Origin of the sequence: Streptomyces sp. NPDC050988 (genome assembly GCF_044456225.1) — a bacterium.
Lineage (GTDB): Bacteria > Actinomycetota > Actinomycetes > Streptomycetales > Streptomycetaceae > Streptomyces.
The window spans coordinates 93,463-113,502 of record NZ_JBITFQ010000027.1; the positions used below are offsets into that span (position 1 = coordinate 93,463).

The 20,040-nt window shown below is 70.7% G+C and carries 19 protein-coding genes; 9 read left to right on the forward strand and 10 right to left on the reverse strand.

Going from position 1 to position 20,040, the window contains the following annotated elements:
* The first annotated feature begins 85 nt into the window (after nucleotides 1-85).
* The 5 genes from ACIBEI_RS37975 to ACIBEI_RS37995 all read left to right on the forward strand — a co-directional run bounded on the left by ACIBEI_RS37975 (nucleotide 86) and on the right by ACIBEI_RS37995 (nucleotide 4,417).
* Entirely contained in the window at nucleotides 86-940 is an 855-nt protein-coding gene (locus ACIBEI_RS37975; protein WP_398895072.1) for a hypothetical protein, read from the forward strand.
* Nucleotides 937-1,143 carry a hypothetical protein gene (locus ACIBEI_RS37980; RefSeq protein ID WP_398895075.1) on the forward strand — a complete coding sequence of 69 codons (207 nt, stop codon included), beginning with the start codon at nucleotides 937-939 and terminating at the stop codon, nucleotides 1,141-1,143. Before ACIBEI_RS37975 ends, ACIBEI_RS37980 begins: the two co-directional genes overlap by 4 nt.
* A gap of 159 nt (nucleotides 1,144-1,302) precedes the next feature.
* Entirely contained in the window at nucleotides 1,303-1,659 is a 357-nt protein-coding gene (locus tag ACIBEI_RS37985) for a YciI family protein (RefSeq protein WP_055618818.1), read from the forward strand.
* Between the two features lie 66 nt (nucleotides 1,660-1,725).
* Entirely contained in the window at nucleotides 1,726-3,000 is a 1,275-nt protein-coding gene (locus ACIBEI_RS37990; RefSeq protein ID WP_398895077.1) for an RNA polymerase sigma factor, read from the forward strand.
* Nucleotides 3,001-3,226: 226 nt separating this feature from the next.
* On the forward strand, nucleotides 3,227-4,417 hold the full coding sequence (locus ACIBEI_RS37995) for a dipeptidase (RefSeq protein ID WP_398895079.1): 1,191 nt from the start codon (nucleotides 3,227-3,229) through the stop codon (nucleotides 4,415-4,417).
* Between the two features lie 96 nt (nucleotides 4,418-4,513).
* On the opposite strand, the gene ACIBEI_RS38000 is transcribed toward ACIBEI_RS37995, so the two are convergent.
* The gene (locus tag ACIBEI_RS38000) at nucleotides 4,514-4,879 is read right to left on the reverse strand and encodes a VOC family protein (RefSeq protein ID WP_398895081.1); all 366 of its coding nucleotides are present in this window, start codon (nucleotides 4,877-4,879) and stop codon (nucleotides 4,514-4,516) included.
* 100 nt (nucleotides 4,880-4,979) lie between these two features.
* Here ACIBEI_RS38000 and ACIBEI_RS38005 point away from each other — a divergent pair, with 100 nt between their 5' ends.
* Nucleotides 4,980-5,480, forward strand: coding sequence for a CGNR zinc finger domain-containing protein (locus ACIBEI_RS38005; protein ID WP_398895082.1), 501 nt, complete (start codon nucleotides 4,980-4,982; stop codon nucleotides 5,478-5,480).
* Nucleotides 5,481-5,518: 38 nt separating this feature from the next.
* On the opposite strand, the gene ACIBEI_RS38010 is transcribed toward ACIBEI_RS38005, so the two are convergent.
* The 6 genes from ACIBEI_RS38010 to ACIBEI_RS38035 form a co-directional block, all read right to left on the reverse strand.
* Nucleotides 5,519-6,325: a plastocyanin/azurin family copper-binding protein gene (locus ACIBEI_RS38010; RefSeq protein ID WP_398895084.1), complete on the reverse strand. Its 807-nt coding sequence runs from the start codon at nucleotides 6,323-6,325 to the stop codon at nucleotides 5,519-5,521.
* The gene (locus ACIBEI_RS38015) at nucleotides 6,322-6,876 is read right to left on the reverse strand and encodes a hypothetical protein (RefSeq protein WP_398895085.1); all 555 of its coding nucleotides are present in this window, start codon (nucleotides 6,874-6,876) and stop codon (nucleotides 6,322-6,324) included. Before ACIBEI_RS38015 ends, ACIBEI_RS38010 begins: the two co-directional genes overlap by 4 nt.
* Before the next feature lie 118 nt (nucleotides 6,877-6,994).
* Nucleotides 6,995-8,074, reverse strand: a complete 1,080-nt coding sequence (locus tag ACIBEI_RS38020; RefSeq protein ID WP_398895086.1) for a plastocyanin/azurin family copper-binding protein — start codon at nucleotides 8,072-8,074, stop codon at nucleotides 6,995-6,997.
* Nucleotides 8,075-8,123: 49 nt separating this feature from the next.
* Nucleotides 8,124-9,470, reverse strand: a complete 1,347-nt coding sequence (locus ACIBEI_RS38025) for a copper resistance CopC/CopD family protein (protein ID WP_398895087.1) — start codon at nucleotides 9,468-9,470, stop codon at nucleotides 8,124-8,126.
* Nucleotides 9,467-10,123 carry a hypothetical protein gene (locus ACIBEI_RS38030; protein WP_398895088.1) on the reverse strand — a complete coding sequence of 219 codons (657 nt, stop codon included), beginning with the start codon at nucleotides 10,121-10,123 and terminating at the stop codon, nucleotides 9,467-9,469. Before ACIBEI_RS38030 ends, ACIBEI_RS38025 begins: the two co-directional genes overlap by 4 nt.
* 329 nt (nucleotides 10,124-10,452) lie before the next feature.
* Complete coding sequence (locus ACIBEI_RS38035; protein WP_398895089.1) at nucleotides 10,453-11,796, reverse strand: UDP-glucose dehydrogenase family protein; 1,344 nt, start codon at nucleotides 11,794-11,796, stop codon at nucleotides 10,453-10,455.
* Between the two features lie 223 nt (nucleotides 11,797-12,019).
* Here ACIBEI_RS38035 and ACIBEI_RS38040 point away from each other — a divergent pair, with 223 nt between their 5' ends.
* Entirely contained in the window at nucleotides 12,020-13,177 is a 1,158-nt protein-coding gene (locus tag ACIBEI_RS38040) for an acyl-CoA dehydrogenase family protein (RefSeq protein ID WP_398895091.1), read from the forward strand.
* Between the two features lie 81 nt (nucleotides 13,178-13,258).
* Here ACIBEI_RS38040 and ACIBEI_RS38045 read toward each other — a convergent pair whose 3' ends face one another.
* Entirely contained in the window at nucleotides 13,259-14,524 is a 1,266-nt protein-coding gene (locus ACIBEI_RS38045; protein WP_398895092.1) for an LCP family protein, read from the reverse strand.
* A 120-nt stretch (nucleotides 14,525-14,644) separates the two neighbouring features.
* Here ACIBEI_RS38045 and ACIBEI_RS38050 point away from each other — a divergent pair, with 120 nt between their 5' ends.
* Nucleotides 14,645-15,193 carry an acyl-CoA thioesterase gene (locus ACIBEI_RS38050; protein ID WP_307523832.1) on the forward strand — a complete coding sequence of 183 codons (549 nt, stop codon included), beginning with the start codon at nucleotides 14,645-14,647 and terminating at the stop codon, nucleotides 15,191-15,193.
* Between the two features lie 113 nt (nucleotides 15,194-15,306).
* Here ACIBEI_RS38050 and ACIBEI_RS38055 read toward each other — a convergent pair whose 3' ends face one another.
* Nucleotides 15,307-16,764, reverse strand: a complete 1,458-nt coding sequence (locus ACIBEI_RS38055) for an LCP family protein (RefSeq protein ID WP_398895094.1) — start codon at nucleotides 16,762-16,764, stop codon at nucleotides 15,307-15,309.
* A 118-nt stretch (nucleotides 16,765-16,882) separates the two neighbouring features.
* On the opposite strand from ACIBEI_RS38055, the gene ACIBEI_RS38060 reads away from it, so the two are divergent.
* Nucleotides 16,883-17,911: a glycosyltransferase family 2 protein gene (locus tag ACIBEI_RS38060; protein WP_398895095.1), complete on the forward strand. Its 1,029-nt coding sequence runs from the start codon at nucleotides 16,883-16,885 to the stop codon at nucleotides 17,909-17,911.
* A gap of 208 nt (nucleotides 17,912-18,119) precedes the next feature.
* Here the strand turns inward: ACIBEI_RS38060 and ACIBEI_RS38065 are convergent, their stop codons facing one another.
* A complete protein-coding gene (locus ACIBEI_RS38065; RefSeq protein ID WP_398895121.1) occupies nucleotides 18,120-19,715 on the reverse strand; it encodes an LCP family protein in 1,596 nt (531 codons plus the stop codon).
* Nucleotides 19,716-20,040: the final 325 nt, after the last annotated feature.

Genomic DNA, 20,040 nt, shown 5'->3' on the forward strand with positions numbered 1-20,040 from the left:
GTAGCGTGCGCCCAAAGAAATGACCCCCGTGGGTGTTAGCGCACCACGCGGGGGTCTGACCACCAGATCGAATGAGGCTCGATCCATGGCTACCGCCCAGCTTAGTGCTGCCCCGCGCCCGTCCGCCCATCCCATGGCCAATCCGGGGTACGGGAAGAGGTCCGCGCCCGACCAAGAGCCCCGTACCGGGCGGGACTTCGTACATCTGCCCGCCCGTGAGGCGTCGATCGCCGGGTATCTCGACCGGCTCGACGACGAGGCGGACATGTCCATCAAGACCCTCGCCAAGCATCTGCCCTACGGCCAGTGCGCCATCGGTACCGCCCTCAACAACCTCTCCGCGGCCGGGCATGTGCGGCGAGTGCGACGGCCCGTCACCGTCGATGGCTGCCCCCGGTGGGTCTGGCACACCTTCTTCTCGCGGACGGCACGCGATGACGCTTGGTGGGGCTCCTTTCTCGGCGGGGAGGTGCCGGTCGCCGAGCCCTCGCGGCCCGCGCGCACGGTCGCGTACGACGCACTCGCGCGACTCGGTCGTATCGACGCCCGGATGACGCTCTCGGCAGCCGAATGCGGGGCGCTGGAGGAGCAGGCCGCCGAGTGGTTCGTGCGGGGCGCCAGCGTGGCGCAGCTTGTGCAGGCCGTGATCGCGGGGCTTCCGGAGCGGGTGGAGCATCCGTACGGGTTCGTACGGGCTCGGCTGCTGGGGAAGCTGCCGCCGGAGCCGGTCGAGACGCGGGAAGCGCGGTACGAGGTGGTGTGCACGGCGTGTGGTGAGCCCGGTGACGGGGGTGGGATGCGGGGCGGGTTGTGCGGTGGCTGCTGGGGCGGACGGCCCGGCCTCGCGTCGGAACACGTCCATGCCCGTGCCGGGCAGGTGCGCGCCGCCCTGCGCACAGGGCGACGTACAGGGAGTACAGAGAACGGAGCACGCGTATGACCCCCAGCACTGCCGATCAGCCCCAGATGCTCGTCGAGGTCACCTCACGCGATAGGGACACGAACAGCGTCACCGTGTACGCCGATCCGGAGAAGGGGGAGTACCGCTCGGTCACCAGCCGGGCCTTCGGTGTCGCGATCGACCTGCCGGATCCCGTCGGCTTCACCCTGGAGACGGATGAACTCAAGGAGTTCGCCTACTGACATGGCCCGGTGACCTGCGGAAACGGGTTGGCGGAGATCTTCTCGAAGAAATCCCGAAGAAATTCGGCGAGCGTGTCGATCCCACCGTCCGCAGATCGACGCTTGGGTGAGAGGCAGGGAGGAACCCCGCCTCCGTACCGAGAAAACCAGGGAGTCACCATGCCTCGCTACCTGTCGATGATCCGTATCGATGAGCAGAACGCGCCCGCCGAGGGGCCCAGCGACGAGCTCATGGCGCGGATGGGGGAGCTGATCGAGGAGATGACGAAGGCCGGGGTACTGCTGGACACCTCCGGGCTGAAGCCGACCGCGGAGGGGACGCGGGTGCGGTGGGAGGGCGGGGAGATGTCCGTCACCGACGGGCCGTTCACCGAGGCCAAGGAGGTCGTCGGCGGGTACGCGATGCTGCAGGCCAAGGACAAGGCCGAGGCCGTCGAGTGGACCAAGCGGTTCCTCCAGATCCACGAGGCCCACTGGACGGTGACCTGTGAGGTGCGGGAAATCGTCGAAGGCTGAACTTGCGCGGTGAAGGCCGAGGGTGAGCCTTGGCTGTACGGCCCCGGGGGTGTCTGATGGTGGAGCGTGACACCAGAACCATCGGCGGACGCCCCCGCCCACGCCATCGAAACCGTCTTCCGTATCGAGTCGCCCCGCATCATCGCCGGGGTCGCGCGCATCGTGCGGGATGTCGGGATCGCGGAGGAGCTGGCGCAGGACGCGCTGGTCGCCGCGTTGGAGCAGTGGCCCCGGGAGGGGGTGCCCGGCAATCCCGGGGCCTGGCTGATGGCCACGGCCAAGCACCGGGCGATCGATCTCGTACGGCGGCGTGAGCGGTACGCGCGCAAGCTCGTGGAGATGGGGCGGGACCTGGAGGCGACCGCGCCGCATGGGCACATCGACGAGCCGGCCGATCCCGACGACATCGACGACGACCTGCTGCGACTCGTCTTCACCGCCTGCCATCCCGTGCTGTCCGCCGAGGCCCGGATCGCCCTCACTCTGCGGCTGCTCGGCGGGCTGACCACCGTCGAGATCGCCCGTGCCTATCTCGTCCCGGAGGCGACCGTCGCCCAGCGCATCGTGCGCGCCAAACGGACGCTCGCCGCGAAGGCCGTCGCCTTCGAGGTGCCGTACGGACCCGAGCGCGAGGCCCGGCTCGGGTCCGTGCTCGAAGTCATCTACCTGATCTTCAACGAGGGGTACGCGGCCACCGCCGGCGACGATCTGCTGCGGCCCGCGCTCTGCGAGGACGCCCTCCGACTCGCGCGTGTGCTCGCCGAGTTGATGCCCAAGGAAGCCGAAGTGCACGGGCTGGCCGCCCTGTTGGAGATCCAGGCGTCCCGGTCCGCCGCGCGCACCGGGCCGTCGGGCGAGCCCGTGCTGCTCAGGGACCAGCAGCGCTCCCGGTGGAACCGGCTCCTCATTCGCCGCGGGTTCGCCGCCCTCGCCCGTGCGGAGGCCGTGTCCACGGGGGGCGGGCCTGGGCCGTACGTGCTGCAGGCCGCCATCGCCGCGTGTCACGCCCACGCCCATACGTACGAGGAGACCGACTGGGCGCGGATCGCCACGTTGTACGGGCTGCTTGCCGCCCGGACTCCGTCTCCGGTGGTCGAGCTGAACCGGGCCGTTGCTGTGTCCATGGCCGAGGGGGCCGAGGCGGGGCTCGTCCTCGTGGACGCGTTGGCCGGCGAATCGGCGTTGCGGGGCTATTACCTGCTGCCCAGTGTGCGGGGGGATCTGCTGGTGCGGCTCGGGCGGGTGGAGGAGGCGCGGGGGGAGTTCGAGAGGGCGGCTTCGTTGACTCGGAACGAGAGGGAGCGGGGGCTTTTGCTGGGGCGGGCGGAGGAGTGCGGGTAGCTCCGCTGGTTTGGCTCGGCTGTTGGTTTCGGCGGTTCGTTTTGCTGGCGGGCGGCTTGGAGTCTGCGGGTTTGTGGGGGCTGGGCGCGCAGTTCCCCGCGCCCCTTAGGGGCGCGGGCAGGGTGCCGGGTGCCGTCGCTCGAACGGCCCATCCACCGAGAGCCTCTCCCGCTGCCGTGTCACGGTGGGGATACCTGTCGCCACCACCGGACCCGGGAGCGTCGTCATGGCAGATCTGCAGGACGAACTGCACGCAACCACCGAGGTCGGCGAGCTGGATCGCCCCGATGTCGAGGCCGATGCCGAGGCCGAGTTCGAGCCGGATGTTCTTGAGGACGAGCGGCGTCTCGCGGTCGATGCCGGACCCGAGGGAGACGAGGGAGATGCGGCGGACGCGGCGGACGCGGCCGACGACCCCCTCGTCCGCGCGCACGCGCTGCTCGCCGCCCACCCCGTCGCCGACGGCTACAGCGGTCTGCCGTGGGCCCTGCGGCACCTCCCCTGGTACGACCTGGAGCTCGGCGAGAGCACGATAGACACAGACGTGCCCAGGCTGAGGGAAGGGCACGTCGCGGCGTTGTTCTGGGCGCTGCATCTGCCCGAGGGTCTCGTCGGCGAGCGGGCGGTCGGGGCCACGCTGGAGCAGCTCGACCTGGTGAGGACCGTGGTGGAGGCCCATCCGGAGGGCCTGCGGATGGCCCACAGCGCGACCCAGGTCACGGACGCCAGGAACTGCGGGCGGGTCGCCGTGCTGCTCGGTCCCGCGGCCGCCGCCGCGCTGGACGACTCGCTGGGCATCCTGCGCGCGTTGCACGCCCTCGGCCTGCGCGTTCTCACCCTCTCCGGCGCGTCCTGGGCCGGCGAGAACGGGCTGACCAGGTTCGGCGAGGAGGTCGTACGCGAGACGAACCGCATCGGCGTGCTCGTCGACCTGTCCGGCGCCTCCGACGCGACCGTCCGCCGCGCCCTCACCATCTCCAAGTCCCCGGTCGTCTTCACCCGCTCCGCCGCCCGCGCCCTTCGCCTCCACCCGGCGAACCTCCCCGACGACGTGCTCGTCGAACTCGGCATCACCAAGGGCCTGTGCCTCGTGCCGCTGACCGCCGAGCAGACGGGCCCGTCGGTACGGGACGTCGCGGACCACCTCGACCACGTACGCGCGCTCGCGGGGCCGGAGTGCGTCGGCCTCTCGGGGACGTACGACTCCGGGGCCGCGCACCCCCAGGACCTGTCCGACGCCTCGGGGTATCCGCGCCTCGTCGCCGAACTCCTCGGCCGGGGCTGGTCCGAGTCCGACCTCGCCCTGCTCACCTGGGGCAACGTCCAACGTGTCCTGCGCAGTGCGGACTTCACGGCTCGGGCGGCCCGCAGCCGCCGTGAGCCGTCGACGGCGAAGATCGCCGAAATGGATGGTTAGCCTCCCCCGCGGTCGTTCGTCGGCTGCGGGTGGGTGGGGGCTGAGCGCGCAGTTCCCCGCGCCCCTGAAAGACGGGGCTGCGCCCCTGTCTCCGCCTCAGCAGGCGCAGAGGCAGAACGGGTGCCCGGCCGGATCCGCGTACACCCGCCAGCCCCGCCCACGGTCCGCCGCTTCGAGCACGGTCGCGCCCAGGGCCAGGACCTCCTTCTCCGCCGCGTCGAGGTCCTGGACCGTCAGGTCCAGATGGAACTGCTGGGAGCCGTCGGGCGCGGGCCACTTCGGCGGTACGTGGCCGGGGGCGGCCTGGAACGCCAGCGTCCGTCCGTCGGGCAGCCGCAGGTCGACCCAGTCGGCCTCCCCCTCGGTCTCGACGGTGCCGCCCAGCACCCCGGCGTAGAACGAAGCGAGTGCGCGGGGGTCGGGACAGTCCAGAACGACGGTGCCCAGTTCGGCGACAGCCATGACTTCCTCCTCTGATGTCCATGCGTCGATCGTTACCTGCAAACTGGCTCAACAGGTAACGGTTACTGCATGCTCCCCCATAAGAGGTAACGTCGCAACCATGAATGACCGCACGCCCGCACCCGGTGGGCTGGCCCTGCTCGAGTCCCTGGTGAACACCCTGGACATCGAGACGGGTGCCGATGCCCTGGACACGGCGGAGGGGCGCGCGGGGCTGGGCCTGGCGGAGGCCGACGCGGAGGCCGCGCGGGAGCTGCGCGAGTCGCTGCGGGCCGTCTGTCTCGCGCACGCGGGCCATCCCGCACACCGGGAGGTACGACCCCTCGACGAGCTGCTTGCCTCGGCCCCGCTCGTCGTCACGGTCTCCGCGGCGGACGGCTCCGCGAGCCTCCGGCCGGCGGACCCGGCCGCCCTCACCTCCCGGGTGGCCGCGGCCGTCGCCGAGTCCCTCACTGCCGGCACCTGGCTCCGCCTCAAGGCATGTCAGGCGCCGGACTGCCACTGGGCGTACTACGACCGCAGTCCGGCGGGGCGCGGCCGCTGGTGCTCGATGTCCGTCTGCGGGGCACGGGCGAAGATGCGCCGCTATCGCGCGAAGTAGCCCGAGCCGGGGCCGCCGGGCCGCCCCCGCCACTACGGCTACGGGGTGTCCTGTTTCTCCCTCGCCGCCGAGCGCGAACCCACCAGCAGCAGACACAGCACGGCCACTCCCGCCACCACTCCCGCCAGGACGAGCAGGCCGTCGAGGGGGCGGGAGGAGGCGGTCGGTTCGATGGCCTGTGGGGTCGCCGCCGGACCTGCCGCCGAAGGTGCCGCCGCGGCCGCCGGGGCCGAAGTGGGCGGTGCGGACGGGGACTTGGTGGCAGTCGGCGATTTGGAACGCCCCGCCTGAGAGGCTGCCGGAGTTGTCGGAGCCGTGTGGTGCCCGGTCCCGGTCCCGGACCCGGTGCCAGTTTCGGCCCCGGCCCCGGCTCCCGTTCCGGACCCGTGATCGTCCGACCCCGAATGCGTATGAGTCGGTGCCGCGGGAGTCGGTGCCGCCCGGACGACGATTCGGGCCGTCATGTCCGGGTGCACGGTGCAGTAGTACCCGTACGACCCGGCCGTCGTGAACGTGAAGCTCCAGCTCTGTCCCTTCTGCAGCATCGGCGAGTGGATGGAGGCCGGGCCGGAGGTGGTCTTCACATCGTGCGGGGCCGTGTCCTGGTTGGTCCAGGTCACCGTGGAACCCACCGGGACGGTGAGGGTCCCGGGCCCGAACGCGTACCCCTTCATCGCCACCCGGTAGGTGGCCGCCGACGCGGGCCCGGGCGCCGCCCACAGCAGCAACAGCGGTACCAGCAGGACGAGTACGGAGAGTGCCGAGAGCAGGGGGGAGAGTGCGGAGCGTACGGCGAACGCGGCGGGTCCCGGCGGCACGCGCCGCCCCCGCCATCCCGCGCTCACGCGAACTCCGCGGCGAGCAGCAGCCGCAGCCGGGTCGCCGGGCGGGACCGCGGCAGCCGGAAGCCGGTCGCGCGCCGGAGCAGGCGGTACGAGAGCCGGGTCGAACCCACCACCAGTAGCCGCCCCTCGGCGCACCTCACCACGCGCAGGCGCATCAGCACCGGGAACGCGACACCCCGTACGTCGAGGTCGGCGAGCAGTTGCAGGTGCCGTCCGTCGGCCAGGGGTTCCACGTGCTCGGAGACCAGGGAGGCCTTCATCGTGCCGGCGAGGTCGAAGCGGAACACGGGCCGCGCGCCCGCCGCCCGGAACATGGCCTCGGACAGGGACACGGGCTCGGGCTCGGACCCGGGCTCGGACACGGACTCGGAGTCGGAGTCGGAGTCGGAGTCGGGTTCCGGGACCGTGAGCGACGCCCCGGTCAGGGTGACGCGGCGTCGCAGGGTCGCCAACGGTCCGTAGTAGGCGGTGAGTTCGGCGAAGGAGCGGCCGGGTGCGACGGCGTACCGGCCGGGCGGTGGGGAGACGGTGGGCAGGGTGACGGTCGTCATCCTGGTTCTCCTTCCGAGGAGAAACAGAGCGGGGGAGAATGAACGCCGGACGCCGGGCCGGCCGACTGAGCCTCGGCCGGCCCGGCGTCCTCCTGTCACGGCGCTGGTGGCGCCGGTGTCAGCAGCTGCTGGTCAGATAGCTCGTCGTGGGTGCGAGCATGTGCTCGGCCCAGACCGTGTGCATCTTCACGTAGCTGTCGACGTTGAGCAGATCGGTGATCTGCTGGCCGAGCGACTCCTCCAGATGTGCCGAGTTGACGTGCTGGAGCAGCACACCGAGGGTGTCGTCGACGACCGCGCCCCCGCCTTCCGTGGCGGGCGTGAGGATGCTCTCGACCCAGACGGTGTGCATCTTGATGTACGAGTCGAGGGCCAGCGCGTCCTGCACCTGCTCACCCGGCGAACGCTCCAGGTGCGCGGCGTTGAGGTGCTGCAGGATCGGCAGCAGCACGTCCTGGACGCTGGCGCACTGCTCGTCGCCGCCGTCCCCGCCGCCCGTGCCGCCACCGGTACTGCCACCAGTGCTCCCACCGGTGCTGCCACCGCTGGTTCCGCCGGAGCTGCCTCCGGACGTGCCGCCGGTGTCACCCCCGCTCGTACCGCCCGAGCCGGAGCCGCCGGTCGAGCCCCCCGACGTACCGCCGGTGGAGCCGCCGGACGTACCGCCGGTCCCGGAACCACCCGTGGATCCACCCGTGGACCCGCCGGTTGACCCGCTGTCGTCCGCGACGACCTTCACGGACGCCACCATGTCCGGGTGCACCGCGCAGTAGTACTCGTACGTCCCCGCCGTGGTGAAGGTGTACGACCAGGAGTCGCCCTTCTCCAGGGTGCCCGAGTCGAACTTCTTCGGGCCCTTGGTGGTGGTGACGGTGTGCGGGGCCGTGTCGTGGTTGGTCCACTGGACGGTCTCGCCGACCTTGACGACCAGCTGCTTCCCGTCGCCGAACTTGTTGCCCATGATGTCGACCTGGTGGTCGGCAGCGGCGGCTGCCGCGGGCTGGGCCTCGGCCGCCGCGGCTGCGGGCGCCTGAGCCGCGCCCGCCGCCGTGTCGGTCGTCGACGCCGAGCCGGCCGTCGCCTGAAGCAGCCCCAGGCTGAGCACCGCCGCGAAGGCGGCGCCGAGCCCGGCGACCAGCAGGGCGCGGTTCCCGGCGGGCGCCCGGCGGCGCCGTTCGCCGGTGTCTTTACTGCGCATCAACGCAACTCCCTTGTCTGTGAGGGGATTTCGGGGTTTTCAGGGGAGATCAGCGGCCGGGATCGGCCGTGACCAGGAGACTCGTCACGGCGAGCACGACGAGGACGAGCCCCGTCTCCGCCGCGACCGAGTAACCGAAGGGCCGCACGGTGGCGGCCTCGCCGCGCAACAGCACGGCGAGTTCCAGACGCGTACGCACCCACTGACGGCTGCGCCACGCGGCGAACAGAACGAGGGCCAGCACACCGGTCTTGACCAGCAGCAACTGCCCGTAGGAGGTGTGCAGCAGGGCGTCGTACGAGCCCACGACCTGCCAGGCCAGCACCAGCCCGGCCACGGCGATCGCGGCCACCGACGCGCCCGCGAGCTTCGAGTAGCCGGGCACGACCAGCGCCAGCTCGTCGGGGTCCCGGCGCGGCAGCACGGCCACCGCGAGCATGACCAGACCGCCGATCCACAGACTCGCCCCGAGCAGATGCACCAGGTCGGCCAGCGCACCCCAAGTCGGCTCCGTGCCCTCGGAGTTGTGGCCCGTCATCCCGGTCGCGCGCAGCAGCCCGAGCGACACGGCGAGGGCACCCACCCGCCAGCCGGGCGAGCGTGCCGTACGGCCGCCGCCCTGGAGCAGCGCGCTCAGCACCACGGCGGCGAGCACCCACAGCAGCCCGCGGGCGGCGAGCGCGAGACCCGGCCCGGTGGCGAGCACGTTCGCGTACACCGACGCCGAGAGCGCGTCGCGGATGCCGCCCAACTCGGCGTACGCGCCCTGCAGTCCGAGTGACACGACCGTCGAGAGCAGGCCGACCGTCCAGGCGAGGGCGAGCAGCGCCCGTGCCCGCGGCTCACCCGCCCCGCGCGGCCAGAGCAGCGCGACGAAGGCGATCCCGCCGATGAACAGGGCCAGCGAGAGATAACCGGCCCAGCGAGCGGCGACGAGGCCGTGCCGCACCGAGGGGGAGGGCGCGGGTGCGGCCTCGTCGCCGCGGTCCTGGGCGGCGGGGGACGACGCCGCCGCCGTACCGATGCCGAACGTCAGCCGGCCGGAGGACGCGTGCCCGTCCTCCTCGTCGACGACGGACCAGGTGACGGCGAGTTCACCGGTCTTCGGAGCCACCTCGGGGAACGCGGCCCGCACGGTGTCGCCGCCTCCGCGCGGGGCGCGGGAGACGGGGAGCCGGTCGCCGTCGAGCGTCATCACGCGTACGTCGGACAGCTCGACGGGCTCGTCGAAGGTGAGGGTGAGGTGGGCGGGCGCCTTGCCGAGTTCCGTGCCGTCCTTGGGAGTTGAGCGGACCAGCTCGGTGTGGGCGGAGGCGGGCGCCGCGCCGGCGAGGACGTACAGGAGGGCGGTGAGGAGGACGAGGAGGGGAGCGAGGAGGCGGGGTTGGGATGTCACGGGGTGGCCTCCGCGTCGTCCGGGGCGGAGAGGAGGTCCGGGGTGGCGACTCCGACGCAGAGGGAGGGCGTCGGCTCGGGTGTCGGCCCGGGTGTCGGTTTCGTGCCGCCCGCGAGGTCGAGGGCCTGGCCCGTGAGCCCGGCGATCCCGGTGAGCAGGGGCTGTACGAGGTGTACGTCGCCGTCGTCGCAGGAGCCGTCGTCGGCCGGGGGCTCCGAAGGCGAGGGGGTGGGAGTCGGCGTGGGGGAGGGCGTGGGACCCTGCCCGCCGTGACCGTCATGGCCACCGGTACCGGAATCCCCGCTCCCCGTGCCGCTCCCGTTGCCGGTGCCGGTCCCGTGCCCGGCATGGCCGCCGCCCCCGATCGGCACGACACCGGTGCCGATCGGCAACTCGCCCACCCCGCCCGGAACTTGGGGCGCGGGCGCGTCTCCCTCCGGCGCCTCCTCGCCCGGCGCCGGAGCCGTACTGGGTGGTGCCGTCGCCGCGGGCGGTGACACGGGCGGCACGGCGGCCTGTGCCGACCCCGACGACGGCGGGGCGCCGATCCCCGAGGCGTAGCCGAGCACGATCAGCACAGCGCCCACGAGCGCGCCCGCGACCACCTCGTCGCGGTGATCCCTCGGCCAGTCCGCCCTGTTGAACAGGGGCATGATCACTCCTGGCATGGTCCGGTCATTCGGATCGGTGAATGCGGACCAGTGGAGTGGGAGCCGAATTCCGCGCGGCTACGCGTTGGTTAATCGCCTGTTGCCTGCCTCTCCTCCAGGGGTACCCCTGCTGTGAGAACGGGCTACAACGACGTCATTCCGCGCATTGCGACTGTGAAGATGTAGCGCGCACGGCACGGCAATTCCACCACATTGCTCGAATGCGATTCGAACCAATTGGAGAGAAGGAGTGCAGGGCTGTGCCCGGCGAACAACAAGCCGCCGAGCCGCCGGGCCGACGTGCCGCCGTGGCGCCGAGCCGTCGTGGCGCCTCAGGCGGCCGGTCGCCCCATCGCCCGGTACGTCCAGCCCGCCGCCCGCCACACGGCGGGGTCGAGCGCGTTGCGGCCGTCCAGTACGACGCGGTCCGTCACGGCCTCGCCGAGCGCCGCCGGGTCCAGCTCGCGGAACTCGCTCCACTCGGTGAGGTGCAGAACGGCGTGGGCGCCGCGTACGGCCTCCGCGGCCGTCTCCGCGTACGCCAGTGTCGGGAAGAGGCGTCGGGCGTTGTCCATGCCCTTGGGGTCGTAGACCGTGACCTGGCCGCCCTGCAGATGAATCTGCCCGGCGACATTCAGCGCGGGCGAATCCCGGACGTCGTCCGAATCCGGCTTGAACGTCGCGCCGAGCACCGCGATCCGCTTCCCGAGGAACGATCCGCCGCCCAGCGCCTCACGGGTCATTTCCACCATCTGGCCGCGGCGCCGCATATTGATGGAGTCGATCTCGCGCAGGAAGGTGAGGGCCTGGTCGGCGCCCAGTTCACCGGCGCGTGCCATGAACGCGCGAATGTCCTTGGGGAGGCATCCGCCGCCGAAGCCGATGCCCGCGCGCAGGAACTTCCTGCCGATCCGGTCGTCGTAACCGATCGCCTCGGCGAGCTTCACGACGTCACCGCCGGCGGCCTCGCAGACCTCGGCCATCGCGTTGATGAAGGAGATCTTGGTGGCGAGGAAGGAGTTCGCGGCGGTCTTCACCAGCTCGGCGGTCGGGAAGTCGGTCACCACGAAGGGCGAGCCCTCGGCCATCGGCGTCGCGTACACCTCGCGCAGCAGCTTCTCGGAGCGCTCGCTGCGGACGCCGGCCACGATGCGGTCGGGGTGCAGGGTGTCCTGGACGGCGAAGCCCTCGCGCAGGAACTCGGGGTTCCAGGCCAGCTCGACCTCCTCGCCGGCGGGGGCGAGTTCGACGAGCGTGCGGCCCAGCCGCTCGGCCGACCCCACGGGCACGGTGGACTTGCCGACGACGAGGGCGGGGCCCGTCAGATGGGGTGCGAGCGAGGCGAAGGCGGCGTCGACGTACGACATGTCGCACGCGTACTCGCCGTGCTTCTGCGGGGTGTTCACGCAGACGAAGTGGATGTCGCCGAACGCCGCGACCTCGGCCCAGTCCATGGTGAACCGCAGCCGCCCGCTGGACCCCTCGATCCCGGAGACGTGCTTGGCCAGCAGCTCTTCGAGCCCCGGCTCGTACATCGGGACCTGGCCCCGCTGGAGCATCTCGATCTTCTCGGGTACGACGTCGAGTCCCAGCACCTCGAACCCCAGCTCGGCCATGGCCGCGGCGTGTGTGGCGCCGAGATAGCCGGTGCCGATCACGGTGATCTTGAGGGCCATGGATGCTCCAGTAGGTGTCGGTCAGGTATCCGTCAGGTGTGCGCCTGCAGCGCGCCTCGAGTGCGCTGACCGAGCATAGTCGGGGCTTGTTCGAGTGCTTCACCGGGCAGTTTTCCCCTTGTCGCCAAGCTCACGTATCACTCCCGTGGGCGGGCCCCTAAAATTTGAGTTACTTAACGGTAATTAGCGTCAGCATCACAGCGTCTTTGGAGCGTGAGAGACCTTGGCCGGATCGGCTGATTTCGACCTGTACCGCCCGTCCGAGGAGCACGACATGCTCCGTGACGCGATCCGTTCACTGGCCGAGGCGAAGATCGCGCCGTACGCCGCGGCGGTGGACGAGGAGGCCCGTTTCCCCCGGGAGGCCCTGGACGCCCTGGTCTCCTCCGACCTGCACGCCGTGCACGTACCGGAGACGTACGGCGGTGCGGGCGCGGACGCGCTGGCCACGGTCATCGTGATCGAGGAGGTGGCGCGGGTCTGTGCCAGCTCCTCCCTGATCCCCGCGGTGAACAAGCTGGGCTCGCTCCCGGTGATCCTCTCCGGCTCCGAGGACCTGAAGAAGAAGTACCTGGGCCCGCTGGCCAAGGGCGACGGCATGTTCTCGTACTGCCTCTCAGAGCCGGACGCGGGCTCGGACGCGGCGGGCATGAAGACGAAGGCGGTCCGCGACGGCGACTTCTACGTGCTGAACGGCGTGAAGCGCTGGATCACCAACGCGGGCGAGTCGGAGTACTACACGGTGATGGCCGTGACCGACCCCACGAAGCGCTCCAAGGGCATCTCGGCCTTCGTCGTCGAGAAGTCGGACGAGGGTGTCTCCTTCGGTGCCCCGGAGAAGAAGCTCGGCATCAAGGGCAGCCCGACGCGCGAGGTCTACCTCGACAACGTTCGCATCCCGGCCGACCGCATGATCGGCGAGGAGGGCACGGGCTTCGCCACCGCGATGAAGACCCTGGACCACACCCGCATCACGATCGCCGCCCAGGCCCTGGGGATCGCGCAGGGCGCCCTCGACTACGCCAAGGGCTATGTCCAGGAGCGCAAGCAGTTCGGCAAGGCGATCGCCGAGTTCCAGGGCATCCAGTTCATGCTCGCCGACATGGCCATGAAGATCGAGGCCGCCCGCCAGCTCACGTACGCGGCGGCGGCCAAGTCGGAGCGCGGCGACAGCGACCTCACCTTCCAGGGCGCGGCGGCCAAGTGCTTCGCCTCCGACGTCGCCATGGAGGTCACCACGGACGCCGTCCAGCTCCTCGGCGGCTACGGCTACACCCGCGACTACCCGGTCGAGCGCATGATGCGCGACGCCAAGATCACACAGATTTATGAGGGCACGAACCAGGTCCAGCGCATCGTGATGGCGCGCAACCTGCCGTAACGCCCCGCCGCCGTACGTCGAAGGCCCCCGGCGTCGTGCCGGGGGCCTTCGCGTCTCGCCGCGGTACGGCTCGGGACCGGGTCAGTTCCCCGACACCGTCACCTTCTCGTCGTTCTTCAGCTGGTTCACCAGGGTCTTGACCTTGGCGGTGTCCCACTGGAGGTTGCCGTTGGCCGAGTTGCCGGAGATGGGCATGTTCATCGACTTGCCGTCGCCGCCGGTGATGCCCTTCATCGCCCAGAACATCGAGGCGAGGTTCCAGAGGGACATGTCCTTGTCGACGGTGAGGGTGTCGAGGCCGGCGCCCATGGTCGGGTAGAGCTTGAAGGGGTTGAGGATCGTGGACGGCGTCGCCGTCTGGCTCGCCAGGGCCGCGAGGAACTTCTGCTGGTTCTTCGTACGGTCCAGGTCGCTGCCCGCGAACGCGTAGCGCGTACGGACGAAGGCCAGCGCCTGCTCACCGTTCAGGGTCTGCTTGCCGGCCTCGAAGTCGGCGCCGGACTTGTCGTCCTTGAACGCCTTGGGGATGTCCATCTCGACACCGCCCACCGCGTCGACGATCTTCGCGAAGCCGCCGAAGCCGATCTCCGCGTAGTGGTCGATGCGCAGCCCGGTGTTGGCCTCGACGGTCCGCACGAGCAGCTCGGGCCCGTCCTCCGCGTACGCCGCGTTGAGCTTCACCTGACGGCCGGTGCCGGGGAAGGTCTTGCCGGACTCGGAGCCCTTGAACGTGGGGATCGTCACGTTCGAGTCGCGCGGCAGCGAGATCATCGTGTTCCCGTTGTCGCCGACGTGCAGGATCATCATCGAGTCCGTGCGCTTGCCCTCGGCGGAGCCCGTGTGGAGCTTCTTCTTCTCCTCGGCGGACATGCCCTCGCGGCTGTCGGAGCCGACGATCAGGTAGTTGGTGCCCTCGCCGCCGTCGGGCCGGTCGATCACCTTCGACAGGTCGACCTCGCGCTTGAGCTTCGAGTCGGCCCAGAAGTACGTGCCCACGGAGACCACGACCAGCACGGTGACCAGTGTGATCGCCGTCCACTTGATCCGCTTGCGCCAGTCCGGCGCGGGCCGCGGACCCCGTCCATGGCCGCCCGGTGGTTCCTGCGGACCGCCTCCGCCCGGCGAGCCGTAGACCTGTCCGGTGTTGTAACCGTCGTAGGCGTCCTCGCCGTAGCCGTCCGTGTACGTCGGCTGGGGCGGGACCCCGCGTGACGGCGCCGTGGGGCGTGGACCGGCCCCCGGGCCGCGCTGCACCTGCCGCATCACACGGGCGCCCTCGGGCTCGGCGCCTGTGCTGCCGCGGCCTTGCCGGTCGCCGCCGTTGTATCCCTGGGGCCAATCGCTCATGGGCCCCAGTGTGCAGGGTCCCACTGTGTGCCATACAAGAGTCTTCGGAAAATCGCACCAGGGCTGTTGCAGACCTGATGCAAAGCAACCCTTGCGAGTGCCCGGCATAAGGTGGTCGGCATGACAGACCAGGCCCGTACCCCGGAATCCGATATTCCGGGCAAGCCGACTTCGGCGTCCCGAACCACCCTCAGCCACATCATGACCCACAACGACACCAACCTTCTGGGCACGGTGCACGGTGGCGTGATCATGAAACTGGTCGACGACGCGGCCGGCGCGGTGGCCGGGCGGCACTCCGGCGGGCCCGCCGTGACCGCCTCCATGGACGAGATGGCCTTCCTGGAACCCGTACGCGTAGGCGACCTCGTGCATGTGAAGGCACAGGTGAACTGGACGGGTCGTACGTCGATGGAGGTCGGCGTCCGCGTTCTCGCCGAGCGTTGGAACGAGTCGACGCCGCCTCAGCAGGTCGGCTCTGCCTACCTGGTGTTCGCGGCGGTGGATGCCGATGGGAAGCCTCGGCGGGTACCTCCGGTGGTGGCGGAGAGTGAGCGTGATCGGCGCCGTAATCAGGAGGCGCAGATTCGGCGTACGCATCGGCTGGCGCGGCGGCGGGCGATTGTGGAGTTGCGGGAGAAACGATCCGCAGAAGGGCTCGACGACTAGGGCGTGTGGCGGGTGCGGGTTCGTTGTGGCTGGTCGCGCAGTTCCCCGCGCCCCTGAAGGGGCGCGCCCCTCCACAACACATTCGGTGGCGAACCCCTCCTTGGATTGCCGGGCTACGGGCAGACCACCTGGTCGCCCGTCACCGTTTTGAATTCGCCCTGGGTGGGGTCCTCCGCGCGGACCTTGTGGACCTGCTTGAAGTCCGAGCCGGCGATGACCTTCATCAGGGGGCCCTGGCCGTTCACGGGGCGCAGCTCGCTGCCGGGCAGGGCCGTGGCGAGGGACTTCGCGGAGCGGTCCCAGCGGGGGTCGTACTGGACGATCGTGCGCGGGACCGAGCGGTCGGGGGCGTTCACGGGGGCCCGGGTCGTGCGGAAGCCGGTGGCCGACAGGCCGCTGTCGACGCGGCGGCCGAGGCCGGCGGTCATGGTGCCGTTCTCGACCTGGACCCGGATCTGCTGCGGGGCGACATCGACGCGCAGGGCCTTGGAGCGGACCCGGTGCGGGGCGAGTGGCCTGTCGTCGCGCAGGGTGCGGAAGAGCCGGTCCGCCTTCCCCTCGTCCCACTTCAGGGTCGAGCCGATGCCCTTGACGGCGTACCCCATCTTCCCGATCGGGACCGTCGTGAACTCCGAGGAGGACGGCGAGAAGGTCCGCATCGCCCGCCCCAGGTCGATGAGTTCGCTCGACCCGAGACCCTTGTCGGCGCGCACCGAGCCGAGCACGGCCCCGGTCACCTCCCGGAACTTGATCGGGTTGAGCAGCACCCCGGACGAGGTGGCCCGCTCGATCAGCGCGGCCAGGAAGCGCTGTTGGCGCTGCATCCGGCCGAGGTCCGAGGCCCCGTCGATGTGCCGCGAGCGCACGTACTGCAGTGCCTGCCCGCCGTTCAGGTCGTGCACACCGGTCGGCAGGTCGAGCCCGGTGTAGGTGTCCTTGAGCGGCTTCACCGTGCAGATCCGGACCCCGCCGAGCACGTCCACGGTCTTGATGAAGCTGGTGAAGTCGACCTCCAGATAGTGGTCGATCTTCACATGGGTCATGTTCTCCACGGTCCGCACGGTCAGCTGGGGCCCGCCCTCCGCGTACGCGGCGTTCAGCTTGACCGGGTGCGGCTGGTGCCGCTGGCCGGTGGTCCGGTCGATGTGGGCGGGCGTCTCTGCGTACGAGTCGCGCGGCAGGCTCACGATGCTGGCCCGCCTCCGGTCCTCGGAGAGGTGCACGATCATGATCGTGTCGGTGCAGTGGCAGGGGGCGCCGCCGAGCCGGTACTTCTCCTTCTCCTCCGGGGTGATCCGGTCGCGGCCATCCGTGCCGACCAGCAGGACGTTCATGCCGTGGCCGTGCGCGGGCCGGTTCTTCATGTCCTTGAAGGGGTCGATCCGGTCGATGTCGGAGCCGAGACCGGTGAGCAGCGCGTGCCCGATGCCGGCCGCCGCGAGCACCGTCACGGACACCGAGGTCGTCACCCGCATGGCCCAGCGCGGCCGCCTGCGCCGTACGGGCGGCCGCGCTGGACGCTGCCGCTGCGGGCGGGCGGGGGAGCGGGGCGGCGTGGGCAAGGCGGACACCTCCGCGTCGGCCGGGTGTGGGGGTCCGTGAGCACCGTAGGCCCATACGATCTGCGGCCCGGCGCAGGGACCGGGCGGCGCGCGTCCGTGTCCCCCATTCGCGGTAACGTAATCCGCGATGAACGCCAAGCCCGACGTGCAGCTTCCCGCCGTCTCCGTGATCATGCCCGTCCTCAACGAGGAACGGCATCTGCGCGGAGCCGTCCAAGCGATCCTCGCCCAGGAGTACGGGGGCGAGATGGAGGTCGTGATCGCCATCGGTCCCTCGACGGACCGTACGGACGAGATCGCCGCCGAGCTGGTACGAGAAGACCCCCGTGTGCACACGGTGCCGAATCCCACCGGTCGCACCCCCGCCGCGCTGAACGCCGCGATCAAGGCGTCCCGCCACCCGATCGTGGTACGCGTCGACGGGCACGGCATCCTCTCGCCGAACTACATCGCGACCGCCGTCCGCCTCCTGGAGGAGACCGGGGCGCAGAACGTCGGCGGCGTCATGCACGCCGAGGGCGAGAACGACTGGGAGCACGCGGTCGCCGCGGCGATGACGTCGAAGATCGGCGTGGGCAACGCGGCCTTCCACACGGGCGGCGAGGCCGCACCGGCCGAGACCGTGTACCTCGGTGTCTTCCGCCGCGAGGCCCTTGAGCAACAGGGCGGCTACAACGAGGAGTTCATCCGCGCCCAGGACTGGGAGCTGAACTTCCGGATCCGCGAGGCGGGCGGCCTGATCTGGTTCTCGCCCGAGCTGCGGGTCTCGTACCGCCCGCGTCCTTCGGTGCGCGCCCTGGCCAAGCAGTACAAGGACTACGGGCGTTGGCGTCATGTCGTCGCCCGCTACCACTCGGGTTCGATCAACCTGCGCTATCTGGCCCCGCCGGCCGCGGTCTGCGCGATCGTCGCCGGGCTCGTGGTGGGTGCGGCGGTGACCCCCTGGGGCTTCCTGGTCCCCGGCGGCTACCTCGCGGCGATCGCCCTCGGCTCCGTCCCCGCGGGCAAGGGGCTGCCGCCGAAGGCCCGGCTGCAGATTCCCGTCGCCCTCGCCACCATGCACATGTCCTGGGGCTTCGGCTTCCTGACCAGCCCGAAGGCCCTGGCGAAGAAGGTCATCGCGTCGCGGCGGCCGGCGGTGCTGAGCGAGACCTGACCGCCCCTCGGCGTACATGGCGAAGGCCCCTTCCTGGACCGGGAAGGGGCCTTCGTCGTCAGCGGGATCAGCCGCGGGGGACCTGTAGCGGACCTGTGGCGGACCTGCGGCCGACCTGGACGCGGCTCGCGTTGCGCGATCCACGCGTGTGTTCACCGGCCGCCGCCCCGCCGGGAGGGCTACCAGCGGTAGGCCCCCGCCGGGACGGCTACCAGCGGTACGGCTCGTACACGTCCATGCACTGGCTCTTGTCCGAACCGTTGATGGCGTCGGCGTTGCCGGGGACGTCGCCGGCCTTCGGGGCCGACTTCTTCGGATAGGCCGTGCCCGTACGCCAGTCGGCGCCCACGACGAGGGTGACACCGGAGACGTCGGTGCTCCGCTTCACCGAAGTCAGCGGAATCCCGAGGGACTTGGCGACCCGCTGGGCGTCGCCCTCCAGGTCCGCGCTCGGATAGCGGACGACCGTCTTGTCCTCGCTCAGCGCCGCGGAGCGGTCCGCCACCGCTTGTGTGAAGCCCTTGCTGGTGAGCTGATCCGCGATCGCGCTCGCCCGCAGGGGCGCCGCCGCCTCCGTGGCGGTCCGCGTGCCGTTCTGCACCTGTACGGCGATCTGGCCGTCGGCCGCGGCCGGGTCCTTGGAGACCTTCTCCTCGGTCTTCTTCTTCGCGTCCGCGTCCGAGCCGTTCTTGTCGAACGGCACGTCGTCGCGGAGCATCGACCACAGCTTCTCGGCGTCGGCACCGGCCGGCACCACGTGGTTGGCGTCCAGCGGGTCCGCGACGTTCGGCATCGTCGTCATCGTGATGCGGTTCGTCGGCACCGTCTTGAGCTGCATGCCCAGGTCGTACAGCTTCTTGACCGTGCCGATCTCCTCGGAGACCTTCAGCGACTTCGTCGCCGACTCGGCCAGGCCCATCAGGCGGCCCGTGTCGGTGAAGACGTTCTGGTCCTTCAGCCCGCGGATCATCGAGTTCATGTACATGTGCTGGGCCCTGGCCCGCATGAGGTCACTGCCCCAGGCGTGGCGCGTGCGCAACCACTGGAGCGCCTGCTTGCCCTTGACCTTCTTCTTACCGGCCTTCATCTTCAGGCCGGAGCCGCCGGGCACACCGGGCAGCGGACCGTCCTTCACATTCTGTCTCACACAGACCTCGACCCCGCCGATCGCGTCCGCCATGCTCACGACGCCCGCGAAGTCGATCGTCATCCAGTGGTCGATGTAGACCCCGGTGAGGTTCTGCCAGGTGGCCAGCGTGCAGCCGGCTCCGCCGCGGGACAGCGACCTGTTGATGATGGTGTTGGTCGCCTGATAGGTCGTACCGTCCTCCGGGTCCGTGCACTTGGGGATGTCGACCCGGGTGTCGCGCGGGATGGTCACCACCGCGGCGCTCTTGCGGTCCGCGGACAGGTGGATGAGCATCTGCACGTCGCCCAGCGGCGGGTTGCCGCGGTTGTCCCTGCTGCCGCCCAGTGCCACGTTCGCGTCGGAGGCGCGGCTGTCGGAGCCGACCAGCAGGATGTTCAGCGGAGTCTGCCCGGCCGCGTTGGGAGCCGTCTTCGGCGCCTTCGAGTCGCCGCTGCTGCGCTCGCCCTTCTCGATGTTGCCGTTCAGGTGCCGGTAGTACAGGTATCCCGTACCGGCGGTCCCGAGTATCACCACCGACAGGACCGTCGCCGACCAGCGCAACGCCCGCCGTCTGCGGCGGGACCGGTCGGTTCCCTGGCCTCCTGGCCGCCGCTTGTTCCCGCCGTGCCTGCCCGATCCGGCCGCCGTGTCCTTGCCCTGCGGAGCGAGGGACATCGTGTCCTCGACCGAGGGCACCTCCCCCTGCACACTGCTCTGACTCAACTCCCTGCCCCTTCCCCACCCCTGTTGCCCGGCAACGCCGCGCCCCGCGTCCGGCCCTCCCCGGCCGGTGCGGAGCGAACCCTGTCAGGCCACCCTGTCCGACACTGGTCCGCCACCTGTCAGACCCCTGTGGGTCCGAACCGGGTTGGCTACGCGTCGGCAAAATCAGCGACTGGCACGGCCGCGTGCTGTCGGCCCGGCATGCGGCCGACGTCGGACAGACGTGCAGTCGACACAGCGGTCGTGCAGTCGACACAGCGGTGCCCCACGTCAGACC

What these genes read in the sequence shown, in the direction of transcription:
- ACIBEI_RS38035 (WP_398895089.1), bottom strand. Translation starts at nt 11,796, where the DNA reads ATGGCCCTCAAGATCACCGTGATCGGCACCGGCTATCTCGGCGCCACA.
- ACIBEI_RS38015 (WP_398895085.1), bottom strand. Translation starts at nt 6,876, where the DNA reads ATGACGACCGTCACCCTGCCCACCGTCTCCCCACCGCCCGGCCGGTAC.
- ACIBEI_RS38005 (WP_398895082.1), top strand. Translation starts at nt 4,980, where the DNA reads ATGAATGACCGCACGCCCGCACCCGGTGGGCTGGCCCTGCTCGAGTCC.
- ACIBEI_RS38060 (WP_398895095.1), top strand. Translation starts at nt 16,883, where the DNA reads ATGAACGCCAAGCCCGACGTGCAGCTTCCCGCCGTCTCCGTGATCATG.
- ACIBEI_RS37975 (WP_398895072.1), top strand. Translation starts at nt 86, where the DNA reads ATGGCTACCGCCCAGCTTAGTGCTGCCCCGCGCCCGTCCGCCCATCCC.
- ACIBEI_RS37995 (WP_398895079.1), top strand. Translation starts at nt 3,227, where the DNA reads ATGGCAGATCTGCAGGACGAACTGCACGCAACCACCGAGGTCGGCGAG.
- ACIBEI_RS38000 (WP_398895081.1), bottom strand. Translation starts at nt 4,879, where the DNA reads ATGGCTGTCGCCGAACTGGGCACCGTCGTTCTGGACTGTCCCGACCCC.
- ACIBEI_RS38045 (WP_398895092.1), bottom strand. Translation starts at nt 14,524, where the DNA reads ATGAGCGATTGGCCCCAGGGATACAACGGCGGCGACCGGCAAGGCCGC.
- ACIBEI_RS38050 (WP_307523832.1), top strand. Translation starts at nt 14,645, where the DNA reads ATGACAGACCAGGCCCGTACCCCGGAATCCGATATTCCGGGCAAGCCG.
- ACIBEI_RS38030 (WP_398895088.1), bottom strand. Translation starts at nt 10,123, where the DNA reads ATGCCCCTGTTCAACAGGGCGGACTGGCCGAGGGATCACCGCGACGAG.
- ACIBEI_RS37985 (WP_055618818.1), top strand. Translation starts at nt 1,303, where the DNA reads ATGCCTCGCTACCTGTCGATGATCCGTATCGATGAGCAGAACGCGCCC.
- ACIBEI_RS38065 (WP_398895121.1), bottom strand. Translation starts at nt 19,715, where the DNA reads ATGTCCCTCGCTCCGCAGGGCAAGGACACGGCGGCCGGATCGGGCAGG.
- ACIBEI_RS37980 (WP_398895075.1), top strand. Translation starts at nt 937, where the DNA reads ATGACCCCCAGCACTGCCGATCAGCCCCAGATGCTCGTCGAGGTCACC.
- ACIBEI_RS38020 (WP_398895086.1), bottom strand. Translation starts at nt 8,074, where the DNA reads ATGCGCAGTAAAGACACCGGCGAACGGCGCCGCCGGGCGCCCGCCGGG.